Raw genomic sequence first — 25080 nt, 5'->3', positions numbered from 1 at the left:
GCTTCAGTAGGCTGGTGGGGTGACTGACTCTGACAACCTACCCGATGCCCTGTCTGTTCCGTCCACGGGCGCTGTTCCTGCCACGGGCGCTGTTCCGTCCAGGGGCACCGTGATCGGCCTGGACATCGGCGGCACCAAGACGCGGGGCGTCCGTTTTGAGGACGGCCAGCCCGTGGCCGACGAAATCGTCGGCAGTTCCAACGTCCAGAACGTCACCCGCGACGAAGCGGCGGCGCATCTGGCGGAGCTGTTCGCAAGAATCGGCCAGGGTCCCGTGGCCCACGTCTACGCAGGTGCCGGCGGCATCGACACGGAAGAGGACGCCGCCGCGCTGGCGGCGCTCATCAGCCCCCATGTTCCGGGCGCAACGGTCACCGTGGTCCATGATTCGCGCTTGCTGCTGGCGGCCGGCGGAGCGGACAGCGGCGTGGCTGTCATCGCGGGCACCGGATCGGCCGCCTGGGGCAGGAACGGGCGGGGGGAAGAGGCCCGGGCCGGCGGCTGGGGCTACCTTCTGGGCGACGAAGGCAGCGGCTACTGGCTGGGGAGGGAAGCCGTGCGCCACAGCCTCCGCCGCATGAACCAGGGGCAGGAGCCCGACGAACTCACCCGTGCCTTGCTGGTGTCCTGCGCCATTGACGATCCCAACAAGCTGATCGCCCTGTTCCATTCGCCCAGCACGGGACGGCGCTACTGGGCCCAGCAGGCCCGGCTCGTGGTGGAGGCCGCGGACGCCGGCCACCGGGTCAGCCAGGAGCTCGTCGACCAGGCCGGCAAGGACCTGGCCGACATGGCCGCGCAGGTTCTCCGGCAACTCCGGCTGGAGGGCCCCGTCATCCTGGGAAGCGGCTTGGGCATGAACGTTGTCCGGCTGCAGGATTCCTTCCGGAGCCACCTCGCCGCGGCCGGCGTCACCGACGTGCGGGTCCTTGACCGCGAGCCCGTCTTCGGCGTCCTGCAGCTCGTCGGCGAAGGGCTCTAGCGGAGAACCGCGGGCAGAGGCGCCGGGCTAGGCTGGATTCATGAGCGTTCTCTTCGATACCCGCCCGGCCGCCTACGCCGTGATCCTCCGCGACGACGCCATCCTGCTGGCCTACTGGAAGCAGGACGGCAAGGAAGGCTGGACGCTTCCCGGGGGCGGCCTGGACCTCGCCGAACATCCGGTGGACGGATGCGTTCGGGAGATCTTCGAAGAAACTGGCTACCACGCCGAGATCGGCCCCATGCTGGGGATCGACGTCGGCCACTGGCCCGCGGGATCGCGCCTGGACGGCATCGAACGGGACTTCCAGGCGCTCCGGCTCGTTTACGAGGCGCGGATCACCGGCGGAGAACTCAGCCACGAGGTGGACGGCACCACCACCCACGCCGCCTGGATCCCGCTGGATGAAGTTGGCTCCCTGAACCGCGTCTCGCTGGTGGATGCGGGGCTGCGTCTGTTCAGGGAGCGGCCGGTCAACGGCAAGCTGGAGTGAGATTGAGCCCGGGATTTTCCTAGCCAAGCCGTGACCCGGCTGGCTATCCTGTTGGGAGCGACCGGATACGGCATCCGGCATGAACCGCGACGGGGAGGTGGACTTGATGATTGCAGCATTCCTGCGCCCAGAGCGCACAAGCAAAGACTCCTTCATTAATCCTGCCCCGCTATTCGGCACCGCCTAGACATCAGCCGTCAACCGCAGCCGCCCGCCTAGGGACTATTTCAGACGCGCTGCGTGGTGCAAGGGGCCGCACCCAGAGGTCCACAGTGAACATTCCTTCCGGCCCTTCAACGGCCGCAAACAACCCGTCCAGCCTCAACCCCGGCACCGCGCAGCTGCGGGGACCTGCCGATTATGGTTTCACGGCCTCCACGGCCGCACATTTCACAGCCCACCCGGAAACCGCCGGGCAGGTGCCTGCCCGGATCGTCCGGGTTGACCGGAACCGCATCCTCGCCGCCACGGCGGATGGCCTGGTCCATGTTCCGTATCCGGCGGCACCGCCCGTTCCTGCCAGCGGCGACTGGGCCTGGCTCGGGCGCAACACCGCCGGCGAGCCGGCCATCGTCGCCGTGCTTCCGCGCACGTCCGAGCTGAGCCGCAAGCGGGCGTTCGAGGCGTCCTCCGAGGCGCAGGTCCTGGGCGCCAATATCGACGTCGTGGGCGTGGTGGTTCCGGTCGACCGGCCCCTGACCCACAACAGGCTGGAACGGACACTCGTGGCGGCCTGGGATTCCGGAGCCACACCGCTGGTGATCATCACGAAGGCCGACCTCGCCAACCTCGCGGACGACGTCGTCGGGAAAGTGATCCTGCAGGCGGCCGGAGTGGAGGTGGTGACAACGTCAGCAGAGCAGGGCGACGGCCTGGACGAGTTGCTCGCCCACGTCCCGAACGGCGGGACCCTCGTGCTGTTGGGGCCTTCCGGCGCCGGCAAGTCCACGCTGATCAACGCGCTCGTCGGCAGGGAGGTGCAATCCACCGGAGAGGTGCGGGCCGCGGACGGCAGGGGACGGCACACCACCACGTCGCGGGAGCTGGTGCCCCTGCCGGGCGGCGCGGTGCTCATGGACACGCCCGGAGTGCGTGGCTTTGGGCTTTTCGACGCCGACGAGGGCATGGGCGAGATGTTCGGCGATCTTGACGAGCTGTTCGGGCAGTGCCGGTTCTCCGACTGCGCCCACGACCGTGAACCGGGCTGTGCCGTCCAGGCCGCGCTCGCCGAGGGGACCCTGGACGCCAGGCGATGGGCGAGCTATCTCAAGCTGCAGCGCGAGCTTGCTGCCCTGAACCGTCGGCACGACGCCGCGGCCCGGCGTGCCTACCAGCGCGAATGGCACCAGAAGGTGGTGGTAGCGGGCAGGAGCCAGCGCGCGGCGGAACGGTACAGAAACGGCTAGGCCGGCGGCTGTGGCCGGGCGACCCATCCGGCCGGGTGTTGTCTCCGAATGATTACGGTATGGGCGTCTGCCGTTACTTTCCCGCAGGCACTGGTTACGCTGTGTCAAGACGCGCTTTACACCCAAAAATCAGCGTGCTTATGATCAGCTCGCTCTACCGTCCGATGCCGCCGACAGTTAGGTAAGCCGGGAATGGCCGAAGCCATGATTGAGTTCCAGAGCGTCACCAAGCAGTACCAGGGTGGACAGGCGGCGGTGGACGACCTGAGCATGTCTATCGACAAGGGCTCCATCACGGTGTTCGTCGGACCTTCAGGCTGCGGCAAGACCACCTCGCTCCGCATGATCAACAGGATGGTTGAGCCCACCAAGGGGACCATCACCGTGGACGGCAAGGATGTCACGTCGGTGCCGGCCGCAGAGCTTCGCCGCTCCATGGGGTACGTCATGCAGTCCTCCGGCCTCATGCCGCACCGCTCGGTCCTGGACAACATCGCCACAGTGCCGCGCCTGAACGGCGTGTCAAAAGCGGACGCACGCAAGCGTGCGGAGGAACTGCTTGACGTCGTCGGGCTGGCCTCGGGGCTGGGGAAGCGGTATCCGTCCCAGCTCTCCGGCGGCCAGCAGCAGCGGGTTGGCGTGGCCCGCGCACTGGCTGCCGATCCGCCGGTGCTGCTCATGGATGAGCCCTTCAGCGCCGTGGACCCCGTGGTCCGGGACGAACTCCAGCGCGAACTTCTGAGGCTGCAGCGCGACCTGGCCAAGACGATTGTCTTTGTCACCCATGACATCGACGAGGCCACCGTGCTGGGGGACAAGGTGGCGGTCTTCGCCGTCGGCGGCAAGCTCGCCCAGTACGCGACTCCCGAGGAAATCCTGCGCGCGCCGGCCAACGAGTTCGTGGCATCGTTCGTGGGCCGGGACCGCGGGTTCCGGCACCTGGGGTTTTCGGCGGCCGACGGCGTGACCATCCGCCCGGTGCCGACGGTCACCCGCGGCGGGAACGCCGACGGCGGCACCGACGTCGACGCGCGGGGAAACGCCGGCGGCTGGCGCCTCGTCGTGGACGCCGAGTCCCGGCCCCTGGGCTGGGAAGGCCCCGGCTCGGGTTCCGACCTCATCCCGGGAGGGTCGCTGTTCCGGCCCGGGGATACCCTGCGCCGGGCGCTGGATTCCGCCCTGTCCTCGCCGTCCGGGCTGGGGGTGGCCGTGGACGGTGACGGCAGGGTCGCCGGCGTGATCGAGGCTGCGGAAGTGCTCGCCGTCATCGAATCCGCCCGCCGGGTCCGGCAGGATGCACTCTGATGGACTGGTTCCTGGCGAACAGCGGCATGGTCTTCGAGCGGGCGGGCCAGCACCTGGTCCTTGCCCTGGTGCCGATGGTCCTGGGGCTGTTGATTTCCATTCCGCTGGCCCAGGTCTCCCGCCGCCATCCTGCGCTCAGGTCGGTCGTGACCACGTTGACGTCGTTGCTCTACACCATCCCGTCACTGGCACTCTTCATCATCCTGCCGCCCCTGCTGGGAACGCGGATCCTGGACCCCCTGAATGTCATCGTTGCCCTGACCATCTACGCGGTGGCGCTGCTGGTGCGGGCTGCCATGGACGCCTTCGATTCAGTCGATGACGATCTTCGGCAGGCGGCGGTGGCCATGGGCTACAAGCCCGCGGCACGCTTCCTGTCCATTGATCTGCCCCTCTCCCTTCCCGTCCTGTTTGCCGGCCTGCGGGTGGTGTCCGTCAGCAACATCTCGCTGGTGAGCGTTGCCGCGCTGCTGGGCGTGGGGAACCTGGGCATCCTCTTCACGGACGGGCTGCAGCGGACCTTCGTCACGGAGGTGGTGGTGGGTATCGTCGCCATTCTGCTGCTCGCGCTCCTGATGGACGCCGTCCTGGTCCTCCTGGAGCGGCTGCTCACGCCGTGGACCCGGGCATCGGCAGCGGCCTCCCGCGCCGAGCCGGTGACAGGCGCGGAGTTCATCGCCGATGCGCAGGTCCATGCGGGGGCGCGGCCATGAGTATTTTCACCGAAACCTTTGAGTGGCTCGCCGACCCAAGCCACTGGGCGGGGAGTTCGGGCATTGCCACGCGGCTGCTCGAGCACCTGCAGTACAGCGGCCTCGTGCTGGTCATCGCCGCGGCGATCGCCGTGCCTGTCGGGCTCTACATCGGCCACACCGGGCGGGGGAGGGTCGCGGCCGTAGCCGTGGCCGGTGCACTCCGTGCCCTGCCCACGCTGGGCCTGTTGGTGCTCTTCGCGCTCATCGCCGGGAGCGGCCTCATGCCGCCGGTGTGGGCACTGGTGATCCTCACGGTCCCGCCGCTGCTGGCAGGCACCTACGCCGGAATCTCGAGCGTCGACGAAACAGTCGTGGACGCCGCGCGCGCCATGGGCATGAAGGAACTGCAGATCCTCTTCAGGGTGGAGCTGCCCAACGGTCTCCAGGTGATGTTCGGGGGCATCCGCACCGCCGTGCTGCAGGTGATCGCGACGGTGTCGGTGGTGGCGTACCTCCCGCTCGGGGGCCTCGGACGGTACCTCTTCGACGGCCTGGTCCTTCAGGACTTCCCTCGGATGCTGGCCGGTTCGCTGCTCATTGCCGGCCTGGCGATCGCCGTCGACCTCGTCCTCGCAACAGCCCAGAGGCTGCTGGTTTCCCCCGGACTGAGCACGGGTCCCAAGGGCGGCCGCAAGGCCGCCACCACTCTCACGGCTGCCGCACCCGCGACGGCCGCTGTTCAAGGAGGTTCCCCATGAAGCACCCCATCAACACGACCGTCACCCGCCGTGGCCTGGGCGGCCTCGCCGCAGGGGTTGGCGTGGCCCTGGCGCTCACGGCCTGCGGCGGCGGTGATCCGCTGACGTCACCGACCACAACCGCCGGCGGCGCGACGGGCGGCGGCTCGCTGGTTGTCGGCTCCGCTGACTTCCCCGAGAGCCAGGTCATCGCCGAAATCTACGCCGGGGCACTGAACGCGGCCGGCATCAAGGCCACCACCAAGCCCAACATCGGCTCGCGCGAGATCTACTTCAAGGCTGTGCAGGACGGTTCCGTGGACATCGTGCCGGACTACTCGGGGAATCTGCTGTCGCACGTGGACGCCGAGGCCCCGGAGGTTGCGGCGGAGGACGTCTATAAGGCCCTGCCGGAGAAGCTGCCGGAGGGCCTCGGAGTGCTGGAGGCAGCCAAGGCCGAGTCCAAGGACGCGATGGTGGTGACCAAGGCCACGGCCGAGAAGCACCAGCTGAAATCCATTGAGGACCTGGCCAAGGTCTGCAAGGACTTCACCATGGCAGCGCCGGCCACGTTCGAAACGCGCGCCTACGGGTTCCCGGGGCTCAAGAAGAACTACAACTGCGAACTCAAGGCGCTCAAGCCGTTCAGCGACGGCGGCGGCAACCTGACCCTGCAGGCCCTTCTGACGGATGAAGTCCAGGTGGCCGACATCTACACCACAACCCCGTCGATTGCCGACAACGACCTCGTGGTCCTGGAAGACCCCAAGAACAACTTCAAGGCACAGCAGGTGCTGCCCCTGTACAACAGCGCCAAGGTGACCGACCAGGCCAAGGAAGCCCTGAACGGGGTGTCCAGGATCCTCACGACGGAAGACCTCATCAACCTCAACCGTGCTGTCAGCGGCACCCAGAAGCAGAACGCCAAGGATGCAGCCGCAGGCTGGCTCAAGGACAAGGGCATCGTCAAGTAGGGCACCCAACGCCTTTCCTCAAGGACTGAACACCGACGGCGGCTGCCGGACCTCCCAAGGGGCCCGGCAGCCGCCGCCGCATGTGAGGCACATCTCCCCGGAAGCACATCCCGCTTATGGCATATTTGATGGATGGCAGAATTCAAGCAGTCCACCAAGCTTCATAATGTCCTTTACGACATCCGTGGACCGATTCTTCAGGCCGCCCAGCAGATGGAGGCGGAGGGTCACCGGATCCTCAAACTGAACATCGGAAACCCCGCGCCCTTCGGCTTTGAAGCGCCGGACGCGATCCTGGTGGACATGATCCGCCACCTGCCGCATGCCCAGGGCTACAGCGACTCCCGCGGCATCTTTTCCGCACGTACGGCGGTCTCGCAGTACTACCAGACCCGGGGCATCCAGAACATCCACGTGGACGACATCTACCTCGGCAATGGCGTGAGTGAACTCATCACCATGTCGCTCATGGCGCTGCTCGAAGAGGGCGATGAGATTCTGATCCCCACCCCCGACTATCCGCTGTGGACCGCCTCGGTGGCCCTGGCCGGCGGACGTCCCGTCCACTACCTCTGCGACGAGGAATCGGGCTGGCAGCCGGACCTGGAGGACCTGGAAGCCAAGATCTCCCCGCGCACCAAGGGCATCGTGGTCATCAATCCGAACAACCCCACCGGCGCCGTGTATCCGGAGAGCACGCTGCGCAAGATTGTGGCGCTGGCGGAAAAGCACGGCCTGGTCATCTTCGCCGACGAGATCTACGAGAAGATCCTGTACGAGGATGCCGTTCACGTGAACATGGCAGGCCTCACCGGCGACGACGTCCTGTGCCTGACGTTCAGCGGGCTGTCCAAGGCCTACCGCGTCTGCGGCTACCGCGCGGGCTGGATGGGCATTTCCGGGCCGAAGAAGGACGCCTCGGATTACCTCGAAGGCATCAACCTGCTCGCCAACATGCGGTTGTGCGCCAACGTGCCGGCCCAGCACGCCATCCAGACAGCGCTGGGCGGCTACCAGAGCATCAACGACCTTATCCTGCCCGGCGGTCGCCTGCTGGAGCAGCGGAACAAGGCTTACGACATGCTCAACGCAATCCCCGGCGTCAGCACCCAGCAGGCCAGGGGAGCGCTGTACCTGTTCCCGAAGCTCGATCCCGAGGTCTTCCACATCCGGGACGACGAGAAGTTCGTCCTGGACCTGCTCAAGGAACAGAAAATCCTCGTCTCCCACGGAAGGGCGTTCAACTGGGTGCGGCCGGACCACTTCAGGATGGTCACCCTGCCAAACGTGAAGGACATCGAAGAAGCGATTGGCCGTATGGGAGACTTCCTCAGCAGGTATCAGGGGAACTAGCCTTTACCCACATTCAACTGTGGAAAGAGGTCCCCATGGCCGGCTTTGTGGAATTCGCGAAGTTCCCCTCCAAATCCTTGCGGGTCGGCAAGGGCTTCAAGCTGGCGGATGTGGACCCTGACGCCACCACGGGCTATTCGGGGGTTAAGGCCGACGGCGAGGCGCTCCTTGAGGACCTTGATGGAAAACTCGCGGAGCTTCAGGAAAAGCTGTTTGCCGAGTCCAAGTTTGGCGGCACCAAGCGTGTCCTGCTGATCCTGCAGGGAATGGACACCGCCGGCAAGGGCGGCATCGTGAAGCACGTCTTGGGCGCCATGGACCCGCAGGGCGTGCAGTTCAAGTCCTTCAAGGCCCCCACGCCTGAGGAGAGGGCGTACGACTTTCTCTGGCGCATCGAAAAGGAAGTCCCGGCCGCCGGCATGCTGGGGGTCTTTGACCGGTCCCATTATGAGGATGTCCTGATCCACCGGGTTCACCGCTGGGCGGACCCGAAGGAGCTTGAACGCCGCTATGCGGCGATCAACGAGTTCGAGGCGCGGCAGGTTGCCGTGGGCACGAAGGTCATCAAGGTCATGCTGCACATCAGCAATGAGGAGCAGAAAGAGCGGCTGCTGGCCCGGCTGGACAATCCCGCCAAGCACTGGAAATACAACACCGGGGACCTGAAGCAGCGCGCCTTCTGGGACGACTACATGGATGCATACCAGGCAGCATTCGATGCCACCAACTCCGAACATGCCCCCTGGTACGTCGTGCCTGCCAGCAAGAAATGGTATGCGCGGATCGCGGTGCAGCAGTTGCTGCTGGAGGGGCTGGAAGAGCTTGAGCTGGAGTGGCCCAAAGCTGACTTCGACGTCGAGGCCGAACGCCGACTGGTTGAAAGGTCCTGACGGGACTGATCTTCTGTTGTGGCCGCGGTTGTGCCCGCTGCCTCAGTTGACCTTGCGGGCGGCGGCCAGCCTCTTCCGCGCGCCCTCCAGCCATTCTTCACAGCGGCGGGCCAGGGCTTCACCCCGCTCCCAGAGGGCGAGTGAATCTTCAAGGCTGGTCCCGCCCGCCTCGAGCTTGGATACCACGCCCACCAGCTGCTCCCGGGCTTCCTCGTAGCTCAGTGCCTCGATATCCGCCGGCAGGGGAGCCTCCGCCGCGGCGGGGGGTCCGGCGTCGTTGGTGTTGTCCGTCATGTCAGTTTCGCCTGTCGTGTTGATCTGGTTGGTCTGGCTAAGTTGTCGCTGCCGTCACGCACTGGCGGGCTGGCGGGTACCGGTCGATGTGGCACCGAACCGCCCGCCCGCGACCCGGACGGAAAGTTCCGTGGCGGGCGGAGCCTGCGACGGGTGGCGCACCACAGTCCCTGGCGATGCCCCGTTGCCTCCGGCGAGCTGGACCACGGCGTAGCCGCGGTCCAGGGTTTGCTGCGGCGACAGCGCCCTGACCTGGGCCTGGAGGTGTGCGAGCTGGTCGGCTGCCCTCGTGACAGCCGCGCTGATCGCCGCGGTGGAGCGGCGGGAGAGCCGTTCCACATCCTCTTCCCGCGCGGTGACCATGCCTTCCGGTGAGGCGAGGACAGGACGGGAACGCAGGGCGGCGAGGCGGTCGGATTCCCTGGCGACGAGCTGCGCTACGGAGCGGTGCAGCTGCGCTTCCGCCTGGCGGACCCGGGCGAGCTCTTCCGAGACCTCCGGGACGATCCGCTTGGCGGCGTCCGTGGGCGTGGAAGCGCGAAGGTCGGCGACGTCGTCCAGGATGGGCCGGTCCGCCTCGTGCCCGATGGCGCTCACCACCGGGGTTACGGCGCCGGCAACGGCGCGGATGAGTTCCTCGTTGCTGAAGGGCAGGAGGTCCTCCAGCGCTCCTCCGCCTCGTGCAATGACGATCACGTCCACGTCGGCGCGGGTGTCGAGTTCCTTCAGCGCTCCAATAATCTGGGTCACTGCGGTGTTTCCCTGGACGGCCACCTCACGGACCTCGAATTCGACAGCGGGCCACCGCAGCGCTGCGTTGCGGAGCACGTCCTTCTTGGCGTCGGAGTCCCGGCCGGTGATCAGGCCTATCCGGTGGGGCAGCAGAGGCAGACGCTTCTTCCGCGATTCGGCGAAGAGGCCTTCGGCGGCGAGGGCATGCCGCAGCCTCTCGATCCTGGCGAGGAGGTCGCCCAGGCCTACCGGGCGGATGTCCTTGACGGACATGTTCAGCCGTCCTGTCTTCAGCCAGAACTCCGCCTTGAGCAGGGCAACGACCCTGCTGCCGCGTTCGAGCGGCGTCTCCTGGCGGTCCAGGATCTTCGACCAGACGGACGCCGGCAGTGAAATCTCCGCGTCGACGTCCCTGAGCGTCAGGAAGGCACTGGTGCCACGCCGGTTCAGCTCGATGACCTGGCCTTCGACCCACGCCGCCGGGGCCCGCTCGATATGGGCCTTGAGTTTTTGGGACAGCAACTGCAGCGGCCACGGGTTGTCCGGGCTCGTGTCCGCGGCAGTGGGAGGCACCGTTGTGCGTCCGGCGGCCGGCACGGTGGCATTTTCAGCCATGTGCAGCCCGGGTGGAGGCGTTGCCCTGTTGCATGAGTGGCTGTCCTTTGCCGTCGCGGTTGGGTTAATCAACTCTATCCATAGCTTTATCACCGGGCGGCGACATTTTTTGCTCATGCGGCTGCGCACCTAGGATGGCTGTGTCCCATCGACCCGCCAGGAACCCCAACCAGCTAGGAATCCCTTGCGCTCTTTTGTCTCGGCCGTGGCCGTTGCCCTTGGCCTGCTGCTGGCCGCAGTTGCCGTCCCGGCCATCTGGGTGGACCGCAACATCGTGCAGGAGGAGGGCTTCGTTGCGCTGGCCGCTCCGCTGGGCAAGGACCCGACCTTTCAGAAACGGCTTGCCGCGGCCGCGGTGGGCGGAATCGACACCGGCGGGGCGATACCGGGCCCCCTGGCCGAAGCCGTCCGGCCGTTGCTGGAATCGGCTGCAGCGTCGCTCACCGGGCTCCCCGGCTACCCCGCTGCCTGGGAAGAGACGCTGCGGAAGAGCCACCGGCTCAACTTTGCCGCTGCGGGCACCGTACCCTCCGACGCCGACTCCGCGACGTCCATCACCCTGGATGTGGCGCCTCTTGTGGCCCTCGCGGCCGGGCAGATCTCGGAGCGCCTCGGCGTGCCCCTGGAAGCCCCGGAACAGACCCTGCTGACCGTTGGCCAGTCCAGCCAGCGCCAGCTCATCGAGCAGGTCGCCGTCTACGCTCCGCTCGGCTACAGCATGGCCGTCGGGGCGGGCATCGCCTTCCTCCTCGCCCTGGTGGCTGCCCGGCGCCGTTGGAAAGTGCTGGTGGGCACGGGCCTGGGAGCCCTCGGGGTGGCCGGCTTGTGGAGCTTGGGATCACGCTGGGCGTCCGACGCGGTCATGGGCACAGCCAGTGGCAACGAGGTGGCAGATCTCTTCAAGCGGGAATTCGTGGCCGCCTCGGCCAGCGGTTTCGGGTCTTGGATTCTGGCCGGCGCGGTCACCGGGGCCGTACTGCTGGGTGCGGGCCTCGTGTTCGGTCTGCTTGGCGGCGCTGCCCGCAGGCGCTGAAGCCACACCCGGTAGCATGGAGAAATGACCTCCTCAGCTGTCTCCCTTTCGATGCCCACCGTCCCGCGCCGGCGGCGTTCGCCCGAGGAAGTGCTGGCCGCCGCGCCGGTATCCGGCGCCAAGAAGGTACTGCTGGCGGCCCCCCGCGGATACTGCGCAGGTGTGGACCGTGCTGTCATCGCGGTGGAGAAGGCGCTGGAGCACTACGGGCCTCCGGTGTACGTCCGCAAGCAAATTGTCCACAACGTGCACGTCGTGAGTTCCCTCGAAGAGCAGGGCGCCATCTTCGTGGATGAGACTGATGAGGTGCCCGAAGGCGCCCTGGTCATCTTCTCAGCCCACGGCGTGTCACCGGCTGTAGTCCAGTCCGCGGGGGACCGCGGCCTGCGCACCATCGATGCCACCTGCCCGCTGGTCACCAAGGTCCACAAGGAAGCCGTCCGTTTCGCGAAGGACGACTTCGACATCCTCCTGATCGGCCATGACGGCCATGAGGAAGTTGAAGGCACAGCCGGGGAAGCCCCCGAACACATCCAGATCATCAACGGTCCGCATGAGGTGGACAAGGTGACTGTCCGGGATCCGGAAAAGGTCATTTGGCTGTCGCAGACCACGCTGAGCGTTGACGAAACGATGGAGACCGTCCGGCTGCTCAAGGAACGCTTCCCGACGCTTCAGGACCCGCCCAGCGACGACATCTGCTACGCCACCACCAATCGCCAGGTGGCCATCAAGAAGATTGCACCCCAGGCGGACCTGGTGATCGTGGTCGGTTCGGCAAACTCCTCCAACTCCGTGCGTCTGGTGGAAGTCGCGCTCGAGTACGGGGCAAAGGCTTCCTACCGCGTCGACTTCGCCAATGAGGTGGACGAGGCCTGGTTCGAAGGTGTGGCCACGGTAGGCGTCACGTCCGGCGCCTCCGTGCCCGAGGTGCTGGTCAAGGATGTTCTCCGGCTCCTGGCCGACTACGGCTACGGCGCCGTCGAAGAGGTCGTCACCGCCGAAGAGGACTTGCTCTTCTCCTTGCCCAAGGAACTGCGCGCAACCCTCAAGGAAGCCGGCGACGTCTCCCGGGCCCTCGGCGGCCGGCGTTCGAACTAGCCAATAACCATCTAACCAACTAGCCAACGCGCCTCAGGCGGGCGAGCCCTAGGCGGCGTCTTCCTCCGAGGCCTCCTCCCGTCCACCGGCCGACCGCTCCCGGGCCTGCAGTTCGGGAGCGGATACCGAGCGCGGCGTGACCTGGACCGCGGAGGGCGTGGCAAGCCCCGTGGCGTCGAGGGCATTGAGTTTTCGCGCCGTGGGGAGGACCCGCGCCTCGAGGGTGCCCACCATGGAGTTGTACCGGTCCACCGAGGACTTCAGGGAGGACCCCAGCTTGCTGACATTTTCCCCCAGGGTTCCCATCCGTTCGTAGAGCTGCCGGGCCAGTTCGAACAGTTCGCGGGCACTGTCCGTCAGCACATCCTGCCGCCAGGTGAAGGCGACGGATTTGAGGACGGCCAGCAGCGTGCCGGGCGATGCCAGGACCACGTTCCTGGACAGCGCGTGGTCCAGCAGCCCCGGATCGGCAGAGAGCGCCGCCGCGAGGATGGATTCTGCCGGCAGGAAGCAAATGACCAGCTCCGGGGAGTTGCCGGATATGTCCCAGTACTTCTTGCTGCTGAGCGCATCGACATGGGCCTTGAGCGCCTTGGCGTGTGCTGCCAGCAGGGCCTGCTGGCTTGACCGGTTCCCGGCCGTGTCCCTGTCGGTCTGGCCAAGATCCTGGGCCTCGAGGTAAGCGGACAGCGGGACTTTGGCGTCGACCACGAGCTGCTTGTCACCGGGCAGCTGAACCACAAGGTCCGGGCGGACGGAAGCGTCAGCTCCCGCGCTGTGGAGCTGTTCGTGGAAATCAACGTGGCGCAGCATCCCGGACGCTTCAACCACCCGGCGCAGCTGGACCTCACCCCACTGGCCGCGCGCGCTGTTCGAGCGAAGCGCCGCTTCGAGGGCATGCGTTGACCTCATGAGCTGTTCGTCCGAGAGCCTGGCCTCCTGCAGCTGCTGGGCGAGTTGCCCGTACTGCTCCAGCCGGTCACGTTCCAGCAGGGAGACCTGCTGCTGAACGGCCGTCAGCTTCTCAGCGACGGGCGCCAGAGCCCGCAGGACACTGCCCTCCTGCTGGCGTGATTCACCCAGTTCCCGGTTCTGCACGGCGAGCAGCTTCCGCTCGGCCTCGGCCGCAGCGTATTGGGCGGTGACCGCCGAGAGCCGCGCCGAAACGCCGTCGAAGTCCGCTTCCAGCGCCGCGGTCCGGCGGCGCAAAACCGTGTAAGTGAAGGCTGCCCCCGCGAGGGCGCCGAGCAACAGCATCAGGAGGGCCAAAATGACTGCAAAAGAATCCATGCCTTCACTGTGGCACGCAGGTGTGACATTTTTGCCGAAGGCAGCGGCGGCGGAGGGGCCGGAATGTGCAGGGGCGGACGCCTGACGCCTCGTCCGTAGCAGCGGGCGCCCGCGCAACGGGTAGAATCAATGTCCGTGGCTCTTACTATTGGCATCGTCGGACTGCCCAACGTCGGCAAATCAACCCTTTTCAACGCACTGACCCGCAACCAGGTGCTGGCGGCGAACTATCCGTTCGCCACCATCGAACCGAACGTCGGCGTCGTGAACCTGCCCGACCCCCGGCTTCAGCAGCTCGCTGACATTTTCGGCTCGCAGCGGATGCTGCCGGCGGCGGTTTCCTTCGTGGACATCGCGGGCATCGTCAAGGGCGCCTCCGAAGGTGAGGGCCTGGGCAACCAGTTCCTTGCCAACATCCGCGAGGCGGAGGCCATCGCCGAAGTGGTCCGGGTGTTTGACGATCCCGATGTCGTCCACGTCGACGGCAAGGTCGATCCCCGCTCTGACATGGAGACGATCAACACCGAGCTGATCCTCGCGGACCTGCAGACCATCGAGAAGGCCATTCCCCGGATCGAAAAAGAGGTCAAGATCAAGAAGCGGGACGCCGCTGAACTCGCCGCCATCAAGGCCGCACAGGCGGTCCTGGAGCGTGGCGACACCATCTACTCCTCCATCAAGAGCGACAAGCTGGAGATGGAGCACCTCAAGGAGCTTGGGCTCCTGACCGCCAAGCCGTTTATCTTTGTCTTCAACGCCGACGAAGGCATCCTCGGCAGCCCCGAGAAGCAGGAAGAGCTGCGCGCCATGGTTGCGCCCGCTGACTGCATCTTCCTCGACGCCAAGCTGGAGTCCGACCTCGTGGAACTGGACGAGGCCGAGGCCCGGGAGATGCTCGAGATGAACGGGCAGGACGAGTCGGGACTCGACCAGCTTGCGCGGGTCGGGTTCCATACGCTGGGACTCCAGACGTACCTGACGGCAGGTCCCAAAGAGACCAGGGCCTGGACCATCCACCGGGGGGACACCGCCCCGCAGGCGGCAGGCGTGATCCACTCGGACTTCCAGCGCGGCTTCATCAAAGCCGAAGTGGTCTCCTTCGATGACCTCATCGACGCCGGATCCATGGCCGAGGCAAAGTCCCGCGGCAAGGTCCGCATCGAAGGTAAGGAATACGTGATGGCCGACGGCGACGTCGTCGAGTTCCGCTTCAACGTGTAGTTAGGCGTGTTGTCCCTTGCAGACAAAGGGACCAGGCTAGGCCAGTCCGCACAGGGTCCGCAAGAATGCTGAGTGCGTCGTCCATCATGGCGCCGGCAGCGGCCCTTGTGGGGTATTCGGCGGTGGGCCAGAGGTGAGCATACGTGTTGAGTGTCATTGTGGCCTTGGAGTGCCCCAGCGCCCTCTGCACGGTCACTACATCACAGCCGGCCGCGATAAGACCCAGGCTTCCTACCGGAGTAACCGCGCGTTTATGGCCTCCAGTCCTCCTTGTAGTCGGGGTGCGATGTCGCTCATGTTCTTCATCCTGCCATCCGCGCCGCGCCTACACGCGTAACTCGTCGCTAGAGGGCCACGATCTACGCCATGAACGACAACGGCGAGTTCTACACCGTCAAGGAAGTGGCGGCGACGTTCCAACTGACGCCGAACACTGTCCAGTGTATCTGGCTGCAATGGCCTATTCGGGTGCCCCGTTCACTGCAATTGCGTTGAGCGACACCCACAGTGCGCGGAGGAAACCCTCGCTGTCTGGACGGAGAACGGCAGACCTCACACTCCGCCCATCCCAGCGCTCGACCAGTAGGATCCCGCCTTTAAAACGAGTCACGAACACGTCATCAGCCACCCACGCCACGCCATCCTTAAAACCGAACATTGCCGCTGGCAGCATCCCTCGACAGCCCATCACGACAGGCACAGGGATGTCGGCACTTCCGTGATCCTCTTGGTCTCCGCCCATAGCCCGAACTTAAGTGACGGGTGGAGACCAAGACATCAGTACTCAGTACTTGTCTTTCCCCGGCATGAGCACTCGGCTACTCAGGCGGATCCGACAGTGGAATCGACCAGATGAGGGTCCTCACTGAATAACCAGGAAACCCTCGTCAGCTAACCGTGCTGACGAGGGGGGTCCTCCGTGGGGCTAAGCTGCCAGTTCATCCAAAATCCGGATCTCGGTCTTCTTCGCTTCGAGGCGCAGCGCCGCATTATCTGCTGATCGGTCCGGCGTTCATGATCCGGTTGATGCCGGCAACGTCGCTAGTCGTGAAGCTGATGGTGACCCCCTGCCGTGTGTGCGGCCAAGACTGCAAAGCCCGGTAAACCGGCGTCGGCGTGATGCCAAAAGTACGGGCGACATCGGACACAGCAAGGTACGTTCCGCTTCAACGTGTAGGCGGCGATGAAACGTCAGTTGGAGTGGCTGGGGCTGGCGGCGTTGCTCCTGACAGGGCGCCGAACCACACGATGATGCTCTGGCCGACGGCGAGGGTCGTCCCGAGCATTGCGAGTACCGCTTAGAGGTTTGGCTGGTCTACAGCGGAACCCACCTCACGGGAGTGTCTCATGCCCTCAGCCTAGAGGACCAAAGAGCAAAATAGGCGCGCGCTCCACTTGAACATCAGGGTGGCCGCGCCGACTTCAGTGATTGAGAATTAACAACCGAAAGCCTTGGTCCCTTGGATCGGGGCTTTCGCTGTGATTGGCATGCGTAACTGCTGACCCAAACCACTGAGGCAAAGCCTGCCTCGGAACGTCCAGCAGTTCCTGCTAGGTTGCATCTCGATAACAACCTTTACTGAGGGGCAACTTTCGGTCCGCAGCCACGGCCTTCGGGTCTAGGCTACTTCCCATGTGAGACATGCCACATGCTCACTGGGGGGATGTGGCATTATGGCCGGCGTCTACAGCGGCGGTCCTTTCCACACTAAAGAGACATAGGAGGCGGAATGCGATTCGGTCGTATTTCCAAAGCAATAGGCGTCGCCGCGGCAGCGGCGCTGGCACTCAGCGCCTGCGCAAACACCAACACCGGGACAACCCCGACGAGCAACGCGGCGGGCAAGCAGGGGGGAACCGCCACCGTTGTCGAGGTGAACGCATTCAACACATTCAACCCCAACACGGCTGACGGCAATACTGACATCAACTCCAAGGTCAGCTACGCGACCCACTCCGGCTTCTATTACATCGACAACCAGCTCAATGTCGTCCGGAATGAGAAGTTCGGCAAGATGGAAAAGACTTCCGATAACCCGCTCACGGTCAAATACACCATCAACGAAGGCGTTAAATGGTCCGACGGCACGCCCGTCACCGCGGCGGACCTCCTTCTGCAGTGGGCCGCGTTCTCGGGGTACTACAACGACGCCGACGCGGAAGGAAAGGCAGGCACCTCCTACTTCTCGTACGCCGGTGACCCGACGGGCCTCGCCCTCACCGACTTCCCGGAAATCGGTGACAACAACCGGTCCATGACCCTGAAGTACTCCAAGCCGTTCGCGGACTGGGAGATCGCCCTCGGCGGGCCCGGCATCGACATCCCGGCGCACGTTCTGGCGAAGAAGGCCGGCATGGCCGACACCCAGGAGTTCATCGACCACCTCAAGGGCATGCCCCGCGGTGATGCCAAGGCCCCGAAGCCTGTTGACAGCAAGCTCAAGGCCATGTCCGATCTCTGGAACACGGGCTTCGACTCCAAGACCCTGCCGAGCGACCCGAGCCTCTTCCTCTCCAACGGTCCGTTCATCGTCAAGAGCGTCAACCAGGACCAGTCCCTGACCATGGTCAAGAACAAGGACTACAACTGGGGCCCTGAAGCCAAGCTCGACGAAATCACCGTCCGCTACATCGGTTCCGCACCGGCCCAGGTCCAGGCGCTGAAGAACGGCGAGGCTGACATCATCGCCCCGCAGGCGTCCGCCGACACCCTTGAGCAGCTCAAGGCGCTCGAGAGCCAGGGCGTCACGGTGGAGCAGGGCAACCAGCTTTCCTACGACCACATCGACCTGAACTTCTACGGTGTACTGGCCGACAAGAATGTCCGCGAGGCGTTCATGAAGACGGTTCCCCGCAAGGACATTGTGGACAAGATCATCAAGAAGCTGGATCCGGAAGCCAAGCCGCTGGACTCACAGCTCTTTGTTCCCGCCCAGCCCGCCTACGCGGACTCCGTGAAGGAAAACGGCTCGGCTGCCTACCAGGATGTGGATATTGACGCAGCCAAGCAGCTGCTGGCCGGCAAGACTCCGGAAATCCGCATCATGTACAACAAGGACAACCCGAACCGCGTCGACGCGTTCTCGCTGATCCGTGAATCCGCGACCAAAGCGGGCTTCAAGATCGTCGACGGCGGCCTCGGTGCCTCCGACTGGGGGAAGGCGCTAGGCAAGGGCGGCTACGACGCCGCCATCTTCGGCTGGATCAACCCGGGCGTCGGCGTCTCCGGCGTACCGCAGATCTTCCGCACGGGCAACGGTTCCAACTTCAACAAGTTCACCGATCCCGAGGCTGACAAGCTGATGGACGAACTGATCGTCACCACCGACCGCGGCAAGCAGGACGACCTCACCCGGCAGATTGACCAGAAGATCTGGGCTTCCGCGTACGGTCTCCCGCTGTTCCAGTCCATTGGTGTGGACGCTTACAGCGACCGCATCACCGGCGTAAAGTTCATGCCCAACCAGACGGGTGTCTGGTGGAACTTCTGGGAGTGGGCCGAAAAGTAAGCCGATGACCACAACTGCAACAAGCTAGCTGAGGCGCCGGGATCAAGCACCATGGTCCCGGCGCCTCGTGGCGACATCCACCGCCGGTGCCGGCAACACGACAGGCGGGCACGGCCAACCCTGCGACCGGTCCGGGCGATCCCCGGGCCCGAATACTGAGGTTCTATCACGATGGTGACCTACATTGTCCGGCGGCTAGTCACCGCGGCACTCATTCTTCTGGGCGCGTCCTTCCTGGTGTATCTGCTCACCGCCGCGTCCGGTGACCCGCTCGCGGAGTTCCGCGCCAGCAGCTCGCCCAACAAACAGCAGCTGATGGATTCACGCTCCGCGCTCCTTGACCTGGAAACCCCTGCGCCGCTGCGGTACTTCAAGTGGCTCGGCGGCGCCGCCCAGTGCCTCGTCCCCTTTGCCGGCACCTGTGACCTGGGTAAGAACATCGCCGGCCAGCCCATCACCGATGCGTTGGGGCACGCCCTGGTCCAGACCCTCACGCTCGTGACCGCGGCCACCATCCTGGCGATACTCATCGGCATCACCCTCGGCATCATCACCGCCTTGCGCCAGTACAGCAGCCTGGATTACGGCGTGACCTTCATGGCGTTCCTGTTCTTTTCCCTTCCCATCTTCTGGGTCGCCGTGCTGCTGAAGGAATTCGGCGCCATCGGCTTCAACAACTTCCTTAGGAATCCGGAGATCCCCCTGCCGGTGGCCATCGGAGTGGGTGCGGTGTTCGGGCTGGTGGCCATCGTCGTCGCGGGAGGCGATGCAAGGCGCCGGGTGCTGATGGGCGGAACGGTTTTCGCCGCTGTATCGGCCATCCTCGTCTACTTCTCGGTCACCCTCTGGTTCAAGACCCCCGGGCTCGGCCCCGTGGTCATCGCCATTGCGGGAGTCGGCCTCGCCTTTGCCGTGACCCTGCTGACCGCAGGGCTGAGGAACAGGAAGGCTCTGCAGTCAGCGCTCATTGCGGTAGGCGTGGGCGTTGTTGCCTACTTCGTCATCCAGCCGCTGCTGAGCCAGGCAACGTTCCTCATGATCGTGCTGCTCGCGGTGGCCACTGTCCTCGTGGGCATGGGGATCGGCTACCTGGTGGGCGGGTATGACCGAGGCCAATCCATGCGTGCGGCGGCCATCACATCCTTCCTTCTGGGCCTCCTCATCGTCCTGGACAGGTTCATGCAGGCCTGGCCGGCGTACTTCAACAACAGCAGGGTCCGCGGACGCCCGATTGCGACCATCGGCGCCGGCACCCCGAACATCGAGGGCGACTTCTGGATCCTCGGGCTCGACTCGTTCACCCACCTGATCCTGCCCACCACGGCGCTCATCCTGATCTCCCTGGCTGGCTACACGAGGTTCACCCGCGCTTCCATGCTTGAGATCATGAACATGGACTACATCCGGACAGCGCGGGCCAAGGGCCTCTCCGAACGGACCGTGGTCATGCGGCACGCGTTCCGGAACGCCCTCATCCCTGTCGCCACGATCGTCGCCTTCGACATCGGCGGGCTCATCGGCGGCGCGGTCATCACCGAGACGGTGTTCTCCGTCCGCGGCATGGGATTCCTGTTCCTCGACGGCATTCTGCATGTGGACCCGAACCCCGTCATGGGCGTCTTTATCTGCGTCGCCATCACGGCGATGGTGTTCAACCTCATCGCAGACCTTGCCTACTCCGCACTGGATCCACGAGTAAGGGTGAAAGCATGAGCCAGCCGAGCCAGCAGGACGAAATCGTCGCCGAACAGGCCAACCTGAAGGGACAGCAGGCCGCCGGCATCGAGCCCGTCATCGAGGCCAGGGGACTGAGCCAGGGGCAGATTGTCCGTAAGCGGTTCCTCGGCCATTCCGGCGCAATCGTGGGCCTGGTCGTCTTTGCCATCATCTTCCTCATGGCCTTCACGTCCGTGGGATATGCGGGAATCCCGGGATGGTGGAAGTACACCCACGAAGCCGTTTCGCCGCTCGCCAATGACGGCGCCCCGACGGCCTCCCTGTGGCCGCTGGCATGGGGGGAGCATCCCTTCGGCCAGGACCGGATCGGCCGGGACCTCTTCGCCATGACCATGCGAGGTGCGCAGCAGTCCATCACCATCATGGTGGTCATCGGCCTCATCGCCGGGCTGATCGGCGTGGCCGTGGGCGCGCTGGCAGGTTACTTCCGCGGCTGGACCGAAGCCATCCTCATGCGCCTCACCGATATCATCATCATCATTCCGGCGCTGCTGCTGGCCGCCGTCATGGCCCAGTTTGCGGGGCGGAGGGACGAAGGGAGCTGGTTTGCCTCGTTTGCCAGCACCAACGGCGTGCTGGCTCTTGGTATCTTCCTTGGCCTGATCAGCTGGGTGGGCCTGGCCAGGCTGATGCGGGGTGAGTTCCTGACCTTGCGGGAACGTGAATTCGTCGACGCCGCGCGGATATCCGGCGCCAGCAACGCCCGGATTATCTTCAAGCACATCCTGCCCAACGCCGTCGGCGTCCTGATCGTCAACGTCACGCTGACCATGTCCGCGGCCATCCTCACCGAGACCGCACTGAGCTACCTTGGCGTGGGCGTGAAGTCCCCGGACACCTCCCTTGGCCTGCTCATTTCACAGAACCAGGAAGCCTTCACCACCCGTCCGTGGCTGTTCTGGTTCCCCGGCCTGTTCATCGTCCTCATCTGCCTGAGCATCAACTTCATCGGCGACGGGCTGCGGGACGCGTTTGATCCGCGGCAGAAGAAGTTCAATCCCAAGAAAGCCCGGGACACGGGCAGCCCCCTGGCGCCAGGGCAGACCCCGGTCGCCGCCCAGGAGGGCAGCGCGGGGGACAGGGCCGCCGGGGGCGGCGCCGCATCCGGCGACAAGGGAGCCTGACGTGGTCTGCGCCCTACAGCAGGGCCACGCCCCAGATGCTGAACGCGACGAGCGCCGCGGTGGCGCCCAGCTCCAGCCAGCGGACCGTGACCGTCACCGGGGTGTCCTCGGCGTTTCCGGCGTCGAAGGCACCGGATTCGACCTGTTGCTGCCAGCGGGCGCGCACCAGCCGTGCCGCCTGTCCCGAATCGGTGCTCTTAAGATCACCGGGCCGGACGGAATGCCCGGGTCCGTAGGTGCTTCCTGGCAGGCCCTGGAGGTCCTCGGGGCGGGCATTGCGTCCGCCCCAGATTCCCGGCGCCGGCGCAGCCCAGGCACCGTAGCTGCGGGACGGCGTGATCAGCGTCAGGGCGTAGCGCGTGTCCACCTGCACGAGGGCCGCCCACGGCACGGTAACGGACCGGAACGGGTTCTCGAGCCTGACGCCGGCGTCGTGGACCACCACGGACGGGCGCCAGAACAGGAGCCAGCCGAGATAGGCGACAAGCAGCAGCGGCCCGATTCCGGTCATCGCTCCTGCTCCGCCGGTCAGGGCTGTACTGATGAGACCAACGCCGGCTATCAGCCAGGCCAGCCCGGCGAACCACTTATTCGTGCGGGCCTTGAAGATCGCAGCGTTTTCGGCGTGCGGCGCAGTGCTCATGCCCCCCATAATTCAGGATTCGGAGCCGCGGCACTAATCTCAGGTGCCCAGCCGGCCCGCGTGGAAGGAAAATCCCCAAATGTCTGACTTCATCAGCACCGGTCCCGCCATGGCTCGTTCCGGAAACAAGGGCCCGGTGGTCCTTGAGGTGCGCAACCTGAGCGTCGACTTTGGCGTGGACAAAGCGTGGGTGCCTGCCGCCGTCGGCCTCGACTACGAAGTCCGCGCCGGTGAGGTGCTGGCCATAGTGGGCGAATCCGGTTCGGGTAAGAGCGCCAGCTCCATGGCCCTGCTGGGGCTGCTGCCCAGCAACAGCCGCGTCTCCGGCAGCGTGAAGCTGTCCGGAAAGGAGCTGTTGGGCGCGGACGCTTCCAACATCCGCAGCGTCCGCGGCAAGGATGTGGCCGTCATCTTCCAGGAGCCCATGACCGCCCTGAACCCCGTGTACACCGTGGGCGCGCAAATCGTGGAAACGATACGGCTGCATAACGAAGTCTCGCCGGACCAGGCCCGGGAACGGGCACTCCAGATGCTGGACCTCGTGGAACTGCCCGATCCTGAGAAGGCGTTCAAGTCCTACCCGCACCAGCTGTCCGGCGGCCAGCGGCAGCGTGCGATGATCGCCCAGTCACTCTCCTGCGACCCCAAACTGCTCATCGCGGACGAACCCACCACCGCCCTCGACGTCACGGTGCAGGCCGAAATCCTCGACCTCATGAGAAACCTCAGGAACAAGCTGGACAGTGCGATCGTCCTCATCACCCACGACATGGGCGTCGTGGCCGACCTCGCCGACCGGATCGCGGTGATGCGCCGGGGGCTGATCGTCGAAACCGGCACCGCGGACCAGATCTTCCACAACCCGCAGCACCCCTACACGCAGGCACTCCTTGCGGCGGTCCCGCACCTCGGGCAGGGCGGCGCCGGGTCAGAGACGGACGTGGACGTGACTGCCGCACTGGCGGCCGCCACGCACGCGGAACTCGAATCCGTGGACCACGAGGAACTGGCCCGACGGGAGCGCGAGAATGCCGAGGCGCTGGCCGCTGCCGCGGCCGCGAGGCCTGCAGGTGAACCAGTCCTCGAACTCACGGACGTGGCCATCGAGTACCCCAAGCAGGGCCGCGTGCCGGCGTTCCGTGCCGTGGAAGGCGCCAACCTGACGATCTACCCCGGCCAGGTCGTGGGGCTCGTGGGGGAGTCCGGCTCCGGGAAGACCACCGTCGGACGGGCAGCAGTGGGCCTGCTGCCCGTCGCCGCCGGCACGATGCGGGTGGTAGGCCAGGATATTTCCGCGGCCAAGAAGAACGGCCGACAGCTGCACAACGTGCGGCGCCACATCGGGATGGTCTTCCAAGACCCGTCGTCCTCCCTGAACCCGCGCCTGCCCATCGGCGAAAGCATCGGCGAACCCATGTACCTTGCCGGCGTGGCGAAGGGCGCTGACCTGCAGAAGCGGATCGAGGCCCTGCTGGACCAGGTGGAACTGCCGCGCTCATACCGCAACAGGTACCCGCACGAGCTGTCCGGCGGTCAGAAGCAGCGGGTGGGCATTGCGCGTGCCCTCTCGCTGAAGCCGAAGCTGATGGTGGCGGATGAGCCCACCTCCGCGCTCGACGTGTCCGTCCAGGCGAAGGTGCTGGAGCTGTTCCAGAACCTGCAGCGTGAGCTGGGCTTCGCCTGCCTCTTCGTGACCCACGACCTCGCGGTGGTGGACGTGCTGGCCGACAGGATCTGCGTGATGCAACGGGGACGGATCGTGGAGCAGGGGACCCGTGACCAGATCCTCCGGAACCCGCAGGAGCCGTACACGCAAAGGCTGCTGGCGGCCGTACCCTTGCCGGACCCGGAACGGCAGCGTGAGCGCCGCGAACTGCGCGCCCAGCTGCTGGCCGCGGGCGTGGAGTAGGTAGCCGGCGGACCTAGCCGGCAGGCCTAACCGGGGCCGAGGCCGAGGCCCGCGAGCCGGCCGCCCAGCAGGGCTCCCAGGGCGCGGTGGCCGTCGTCGTTCATGTGGACGGCGTCGGCGAGCTGGTTCTCCAGCCCGTAGCGTGTCAGCCAGTCGCCGACGCTGACGAAGGGGATGCCGTGCTCGGCTGCCACGGTCCCCAGCAGCGCGTCTACTTCTGCGCGCCGGCCGCCGCCGTTTCCGGCGCCCTTGCCGAGCGTGCCCACCATGGCGAGTTTGGCACCCGGGTAGCGCTGCTTCAGGGTGGTGATCAGGCTCTCGGCGTTGGCGGCGATTTGCTCGTCGCTGGCTCCCTGCTTGGCGTCGTTCCCGCCGCCTTCGATGACGACGAGCGGAGGAAAGCCGTAGGGCAGGTGCCAGTCGCCCCGCTGCAGGGCATCGACGTAGTTGCCCGTGGTCCCGTTCGAGGCCACAAAGCCCGTTCCCCCCTTGCCGCAGAAGAAAACGTCGTAGCCGAGTCCCGCCAGGGCGCGGCGCGGCCAGCTTGCCTCCGGCTCGGACTGCGAGTCACCGATCAGCAGGGCCGTGCGGCCAATATTGTCGATGATGACTTCGTCCCGGCCGTTGGCAGGGTTCCGGAAGAGGGCTCCCGCCGGCAGGCCGGAAGGATCCACTGCGGTGAAGTCGCCGGTGGCCGGCGAACCGGCGGCGACCGCCTCGCCCGGTGCTGCCGCGGGCGCCGCAGCGCCGGTTACAGATGGGCCGCCCGTGCCGGCAGCGGGCTGGGACGGCAACCCGCACGCACCCAGCAGCAGGGTGGCGGCAATGACAGGGGCAATCAGGACAGCCCGCGCTGAGGCTTCTAGCATCCGTGGACTCCTGGCCTGTTGCATAGTGTTCAAGCAATAGTGAGGGATCAGTTCGGGAAAAGCCAGTGATTCTGCCCACGTGACGCGGCCGCGGACTCACGATTTGGTAACGGGGCGGGGTGCGGTTTCCTGGCGGTTTTAGGCCAATAAATGGCAGAGCGGCTAGAC

The 25080-nt window shown here is 65.7% G+C and carries 22 protein-coding genes; 17 read left to right on the top strand and 5 right to left on the bottom strand.

The genetic code is table 11. The features are described from left to right. Positions 1–19 precede the first annotated feature (19 nt). The 9 genes from JYA52_RS21915 to JYA52_RS21875 all read left to right on the top strand — a co-directional run bounded on the left by JYA52_RS21915 (position 20) and on the right by JYA52_RS21875 (position 8835). Positions 20–982 carry an N-acetylglucosamine kinase gene (locus JYA52_RS21915; protein ID WP_205655485.1) on the top strand — a complete coding sequence of 321 codons (963 nt, stop codon included), beginning with the start codon at positions 20–22 and terminating at the stop codon, positions 980–982. A gap of 40 nt (positions 983–1022) precedes the next feature. Continuing rightward, on the top strand, positions 1023–1475 hold the full coding sequence (locus JYA52_RS21910; RefSeq protein WP_205655484.1) for an NUDIX hydrolase: 453 nt from the start codon (positions 1023–1025) through the stop codon (positions 1473–1475). Between the two features lie 341 nt (positions 1476–1816). Then, positions 1817–2881: a ribosome small subunit-dependent GTPase A gene (gene rsgA, locus JYA52_RS21905; RefSeq protein ID WP_240460704.1), complete on the top strand. Its 1065-nt coding sequence runs from the start codon at positions 1817–1819 to the stop codon at positions 2879–2881. Between the two features lie 192 nt (positions 2882–3073). After that, entirely contained in the window at positions 3074–4186 is a 1113-nt protein-coding gene (locus JYA52_RS21900) for an ABC transporter ATP-binding protein (protein ID WP_276208613.1), read from the top strand. Continuing rightward, on the top strand, positions 4186–4899 hold the full coding sequence (locus JYA52_RS21895; protein ID WP_205655482.1) for an ABC transporter permease: 714 nt from the start codon (positions 4186–4188) through the stop codon (positions 4897–4899). The genes JYA52_RS21900 and JYA52_RS21895 overlap by 1 nt, the downstream gene beginning before the upstream one ends. After that, on the top strand, positions 4896–5639 hold the full coding sequence (locus JYA52_RS21890) for an ABC transporter permease (protein ID WP_205655481.1): 744 nt from the start codon (positions 4896–4898) through the stop codon (positions 5637–5639). The genes JYA52_RS21895 and JYA52_RS21890 overlap by 4 nt, the downstream gene beginning before the upstream one ends. Continuing rightward, positions 5636–6592, top strand: coding sequence for an ABC transporter substrate-binding protein (locus JYA52_RS21885; protein WP_205655480.1), 957 nt, complete (start codon positions 5636–5638; stop codon positions 6590–6592). The genes JYA52_RS21890 and JYA52_RS21885 overlap by 4 nt, the downstream gene beginning before the upstream one ends. A gap of 132 nt (positions 6593–6724) precedes the next feature. Beyond that, positions 6725–7945 (top strand): pyridoxal phosphate-dependent aminotransferase, encoded by a 1221-nt coding sequence (locus JYA52_RS21880; protein ID WP_205655479.1) that lies wholly within the window; start codon positions 6725–6727, stop codon positions 7943–7945. 35 nt (positions 7946–7980) lie between these two features. Beyond that, a complete protein-coding gene (locus JYA52_RS21875; protein ID WP_205655478.1) occupies positions 7981–8835 on the top strand; it encodes a PPK2 family polyphosphate kinase in 855 nt (284 codons plus the stop codon). Positions 8836–8877: 42 nt separating this feature from the next. Here JYA52_RS21875 and JYA52_RS21870 read toward each other — a convergent pair whose 3' ends face one another. Both JYA52_RS21870 and xseA read right to left on the bottom strand, forming a co-directional pair. Then, positions 8878–9129, bottom strand: a complete 252-nt coding sequence (locus JYA52_RS21870) for an exodeoxyribonuclease VII small subunit (protein WP_205655477.1) — start codon at positions 9127–9129, stop codon at positions 8878–8880. A 54-nt stretch (positions 9130–9183) separates the two neighbouring features. Next, positions 9184–10476 carry an exodeoxyribonuclease VII large subunit gene (gene xseA, locus JYA52_RS21865; RefSeq protein ID WP_205655476.1) on the bottom strand — a complete coding sequence of 431 codons (1293 nt, stop codon included), beginning with the start codon at positions 10474–10476 and terminating at the stop codon, positions 9184–9186. A 184-nt stretch (positions 10477–10660) separates the two neighbouring features. Here xseA and JYA52_RS21860 point away from each other — a divergent pair, with 184 nt between their 5' ends. Together JYA52_RS21860 and JYA52_RS21855 are read left to right on the top strand one after the other, a co-directional pair. After that, positions 10661–11509: a hypothetical protein gene (locus tag JYA52_RS21860; protein WP_205655475.1), complete on the top strand. Its 849-nt coding sequence runs from the start codon at positions 10661–10663 to the stop codon at positions 11507–11509. A gap of 24 nt (positions 11510–11533) precedes the next feature. Continuing rightward, the gene (locus JYA52_RS21855; RefSeq protein WP_205655474.1) at positions 11534–12610 is read left to right on the top strand and encodes a 4-hydroxy-3-methylbut-2-enyl diphosphate reductase; all 1077 of its coding nucleotides are present in this window, start codon (positions 11534–11536) and stop codon (positions 12608–12610) included. A 48-nt stretch (positions 12611–12658) separates the two neighbouring features. Here JYA52_RS21855 and JYA52_RS21850 read toward each other — a convergent pair whose 3' ends face one another. Continuing rightward, positions 12659–13900 carry a DNA recombination protein RmuC gene (locus JYA52_RS21850; RefSeq protein ID WP_205655473.1) on the bottom strand — a complete coding sequence of 414 codons (1242 nt, stop codon included), beginning with the start codon at positions 13898–13900 and terminating at the stop codon, positions 12659–12661. 135 nt (positions 13901–14035) lie between these two features. Here JYA52_RS21850 and ychF point away from each other — a divergent pair, with 135 nt between their 5' ends. The 5 genes from ychF to JYA52_RS21830 all read left to right on the top strand — a co-directional run bounded on the left by ychF (position 14036) and on the right by JYA52_RS21830 (position 21491). Next, positions 14036–15121: a redox-regulated ATPase YchF gene (gene ychF / locus JYA52_RS21845; RefSeq protein WP_205655472.1), complete on the top strand. Its 1086-nt coding sequence runs from the start codon at positions 14036–14038 to the stop codon at positions 15119–15121. Positions 15122–15487: 366 nt separating this feature from the next. Next, positions 15488–15616: a hypothetical protein gene (locus JYA52_RS22870; protein WP_276208612.1), complete on the top strand. Its 129-nt coding sequence runs from the start codon at positions 15488–15490 to the stop codon at positions 15614–15616. A gap of 1235 nt (positions 15617–16851) precedes the next feature. Then, complete coding sequence (locus tag JYA52_RS21840; RefSeq protein ID WP_205655471.1) at positions 16852–18630, top strand: ABC transporter family substrate-binding protein; 1779 nt, start codon at positions 16852–16854, stop codon at positions 18628–18630. A 171-nt stretch (positions 18631–18801) separates the two neighbouring features. Beyond that, positions 18802–20343: an ABC transporter permease gene (locus JYA52_RS21835; protein WP_205655470.1), complete on the top strand. Its 1542-nt coding sequence runs from the start codon at positions 18802–18804 to the stop codon at positions 20341–20343. Then, positions 20340–21491: an ABC transporter permease gene (locus JYA52_RS21830; protein ID WP_240460655.1), complete on the top strand. Its 1152-nt coding sequence runs from the start codon at positions 20340–20342 to the stop codon at positions 21489–21491. The genes JYA52_RS21835 and JYA52_RS21830 overlap by 4 nt, the downstream gene beginning before the upstream one ends. Before the next feature lie 13 nt (positions 21492–21504). Here JYA52_RS21830 and JYA52_RS21825 read toward each other — a convergent pair whose 3' ends face one another. Beyond that, positions 21505–22134: a PH domain-containing protein gene (locus tag JYA52_RS21825; RefSeq protein ID WP_205655469.1), complete on the bottom strand. Its 630-nt coding sequence runs from the start codon at positions 22132–22134 to the stop codon at positions 21505–21507. Positions 22135–22213: 79 nt separating this feature from the next. Here JYA52_RS21825 and JYA52_RS21820 point away from each other — a divergent pair, with 79 nt between their 5' ends. Beyond that, positions 22214–24043, top strand: coding sequence for an ABC transporter ATP-binding protein (locus JYA52_RS21820; RefSeq protein WP_240460654.1), 1830 nt, complete (start codon positions 22214–22216; stop codon positions 24041–24043). Positions 24044–24069: 26 nt separating this feature from the next. Here JYA52_RS21820 and JYA52_RS21815 read toward each other — a convergent pair whose 3' ends face one another. Next, positions 24070–24912, bottom strand: a complete 843-nt coding sequence (locus JYA52_RS21815) for an SGNH/GDSL hydrolase family protein (RefSeq protein WP_205655468.1) — start codon at positions 24910–24912, stop codon at positions 24070–24072. Between the last annotated feature and the right edge of the window lie 168 nt (positions 24913–25080).

The sequence above is a fragment of the Arthrobacter pascens genome, from assembly GCF_017052465.1.
Lineage (GTDB): Bacteria > Actinomycetota > Actinomycetes > Actinomycetales > Micrococcaceae > Arthrobacter > Arthrobacter pascens.
The sequence above is the reverse complement of the archived record's forward strand: the minus strand, read 5'-3'. Positions and strand labels throughout refer to the sequence as shown.

What these genes read in the sequence shown, in the direction of transcription:
- JYA52_RS21885 (WP_205655480.1), top strand. Translation starts at nt 5,636, where the DNA reads ATGAAGCACCCCATCAACACGACCGTCACCCGCCGTGGCCTGGGCGGC.
- JYA52_RS21870 (WP_205655477.1), bottom strand. Translation starts at nt 9,129, where the DNA reads ATGACGGACAACACCAACGACGCCGGACCCCCCGCCGCGGCGGAGGCT.
- JYA52_RS21895 (WP_205655482.1), top strand. Translation starts at nt 4,186, where the DNA reads ATGGACTGGTTCCTGGCGAACAGCGGCATGGTCTTCGAGCGGGCGGGC.
- JYA52_RS21830 (WP_240460655.1), top strand. Translation starts at nt 20,340, where the DNA reads ATGAGCCAGCCGAGCCAGCAGGACGAAATCGTCGCCGAACAGGCCAAC.
- JYA52_RS21910 (WP_205655484.1), top strand. Translation starts at nt 1,023, where the DNA reads ATGAGCGTTCTCTTCGATACCCGCCCGGCCGCCTACGCCGTGATCCTC.
- xseA (WP_205655476.1), bottom strand. Translation starts at nt 10,476, where the DNA reads ATGGCTGAAAATGCCACCGTGCCGGCCGCCGGACGCACAACGGTGCCT.
- JYA52_RS21890 (WP_205655481.1), top strand. Translation starts at nt 4,896, where the DNA reads ATGAGTATTTTCACCGAAACCTTTGAGTGGCTCGCCGACCCAAGCCAC.
- JYA52_RS21825 (WP_205655469.1), bottom strand. Translation starts at nt 22,134, where the DNA reads ATGAGCACTGCGCCGCACGCCGAAAACGCTGCGATCTTCAAGGCCCGC.
- JYA52_RS21835 (WP_205655470.1), top strand. Translation starts at nt 18,802, where the DNA reads ATGGTGACCTACATTGTCCGGCGGCTAGTCACCGCGGCACTCATTCTT.
- JYA52_RS21815 (WP_205655468.1), bottom strand. Translation starts at nt 24,912, where the DNA reads ATGCTAGAAGCCTCAGCGCGGGCTGTCCTGATTGCCCCTGTCATTGCC.
- JYA52_RS21855 (WP_205655474.1), top strand. Translation starts at nt 11,534, where the DNA reads ATGACCTCCTCAGCTGTCTCCCTTTCGATGCCCACCGTCCCGCGCCGG.
- JYA52_RS21880 (WP_205655479.1), top strand. Translation starts at nt 6,725, where the DNA reads ATGGCAGAATTCAAGCAGTCCACCAAGCTTCATAATGTCCTTTACGAC.
- JYA52_RS21820 (WP_240460654.1), top strand. Translation starts at nt 22,214, where the DNA reads ATGTCTGACTTCATCAGCACCGGTCCCGCCATGGCTCGTTCCGGAAAC.
- JYA52_RS22870 (WP_276208612.1), top strand. Translation starts at nt 15,488, where the DNA reads ATGAACGACAACGGCGAGTTCTACACCGTCAAGGAAGTGGCGGCGACG.
- JYA52_RS21840 (WP_205655471.1), top strand. Translation starts at nt 16,852, where the DNA reads ATGCGATTCGGTCGTATTTCCAAAGCAATAGGCGTCGCCGCGGCAGCG.
- JYA52_RS21875 (WP_205655478.1), top strand. Translation starts at nt 7,981, where the DNA reads ATGGCCGGCTTTGTGGAATTCGCGAAGTTCCCCTCCAAATCCTTGCGG.
- JYA52_RS21850 (WP_205655473.1), bottom strand. Translation starts at nt 13,900, where the DNA reads ATGGATTCTTTTGCAGTCATTTTGGCCCTCCTGATGCTGTTGCTCGGC.
- JYA52_RS21900 (WP_276208613.1), top strand. Translation starts at nt 3,074, where the DNA reads ATGGCCGAAGCCATGATTGAGTTCCAGAGCGTCACCAAGCAGTACCAG.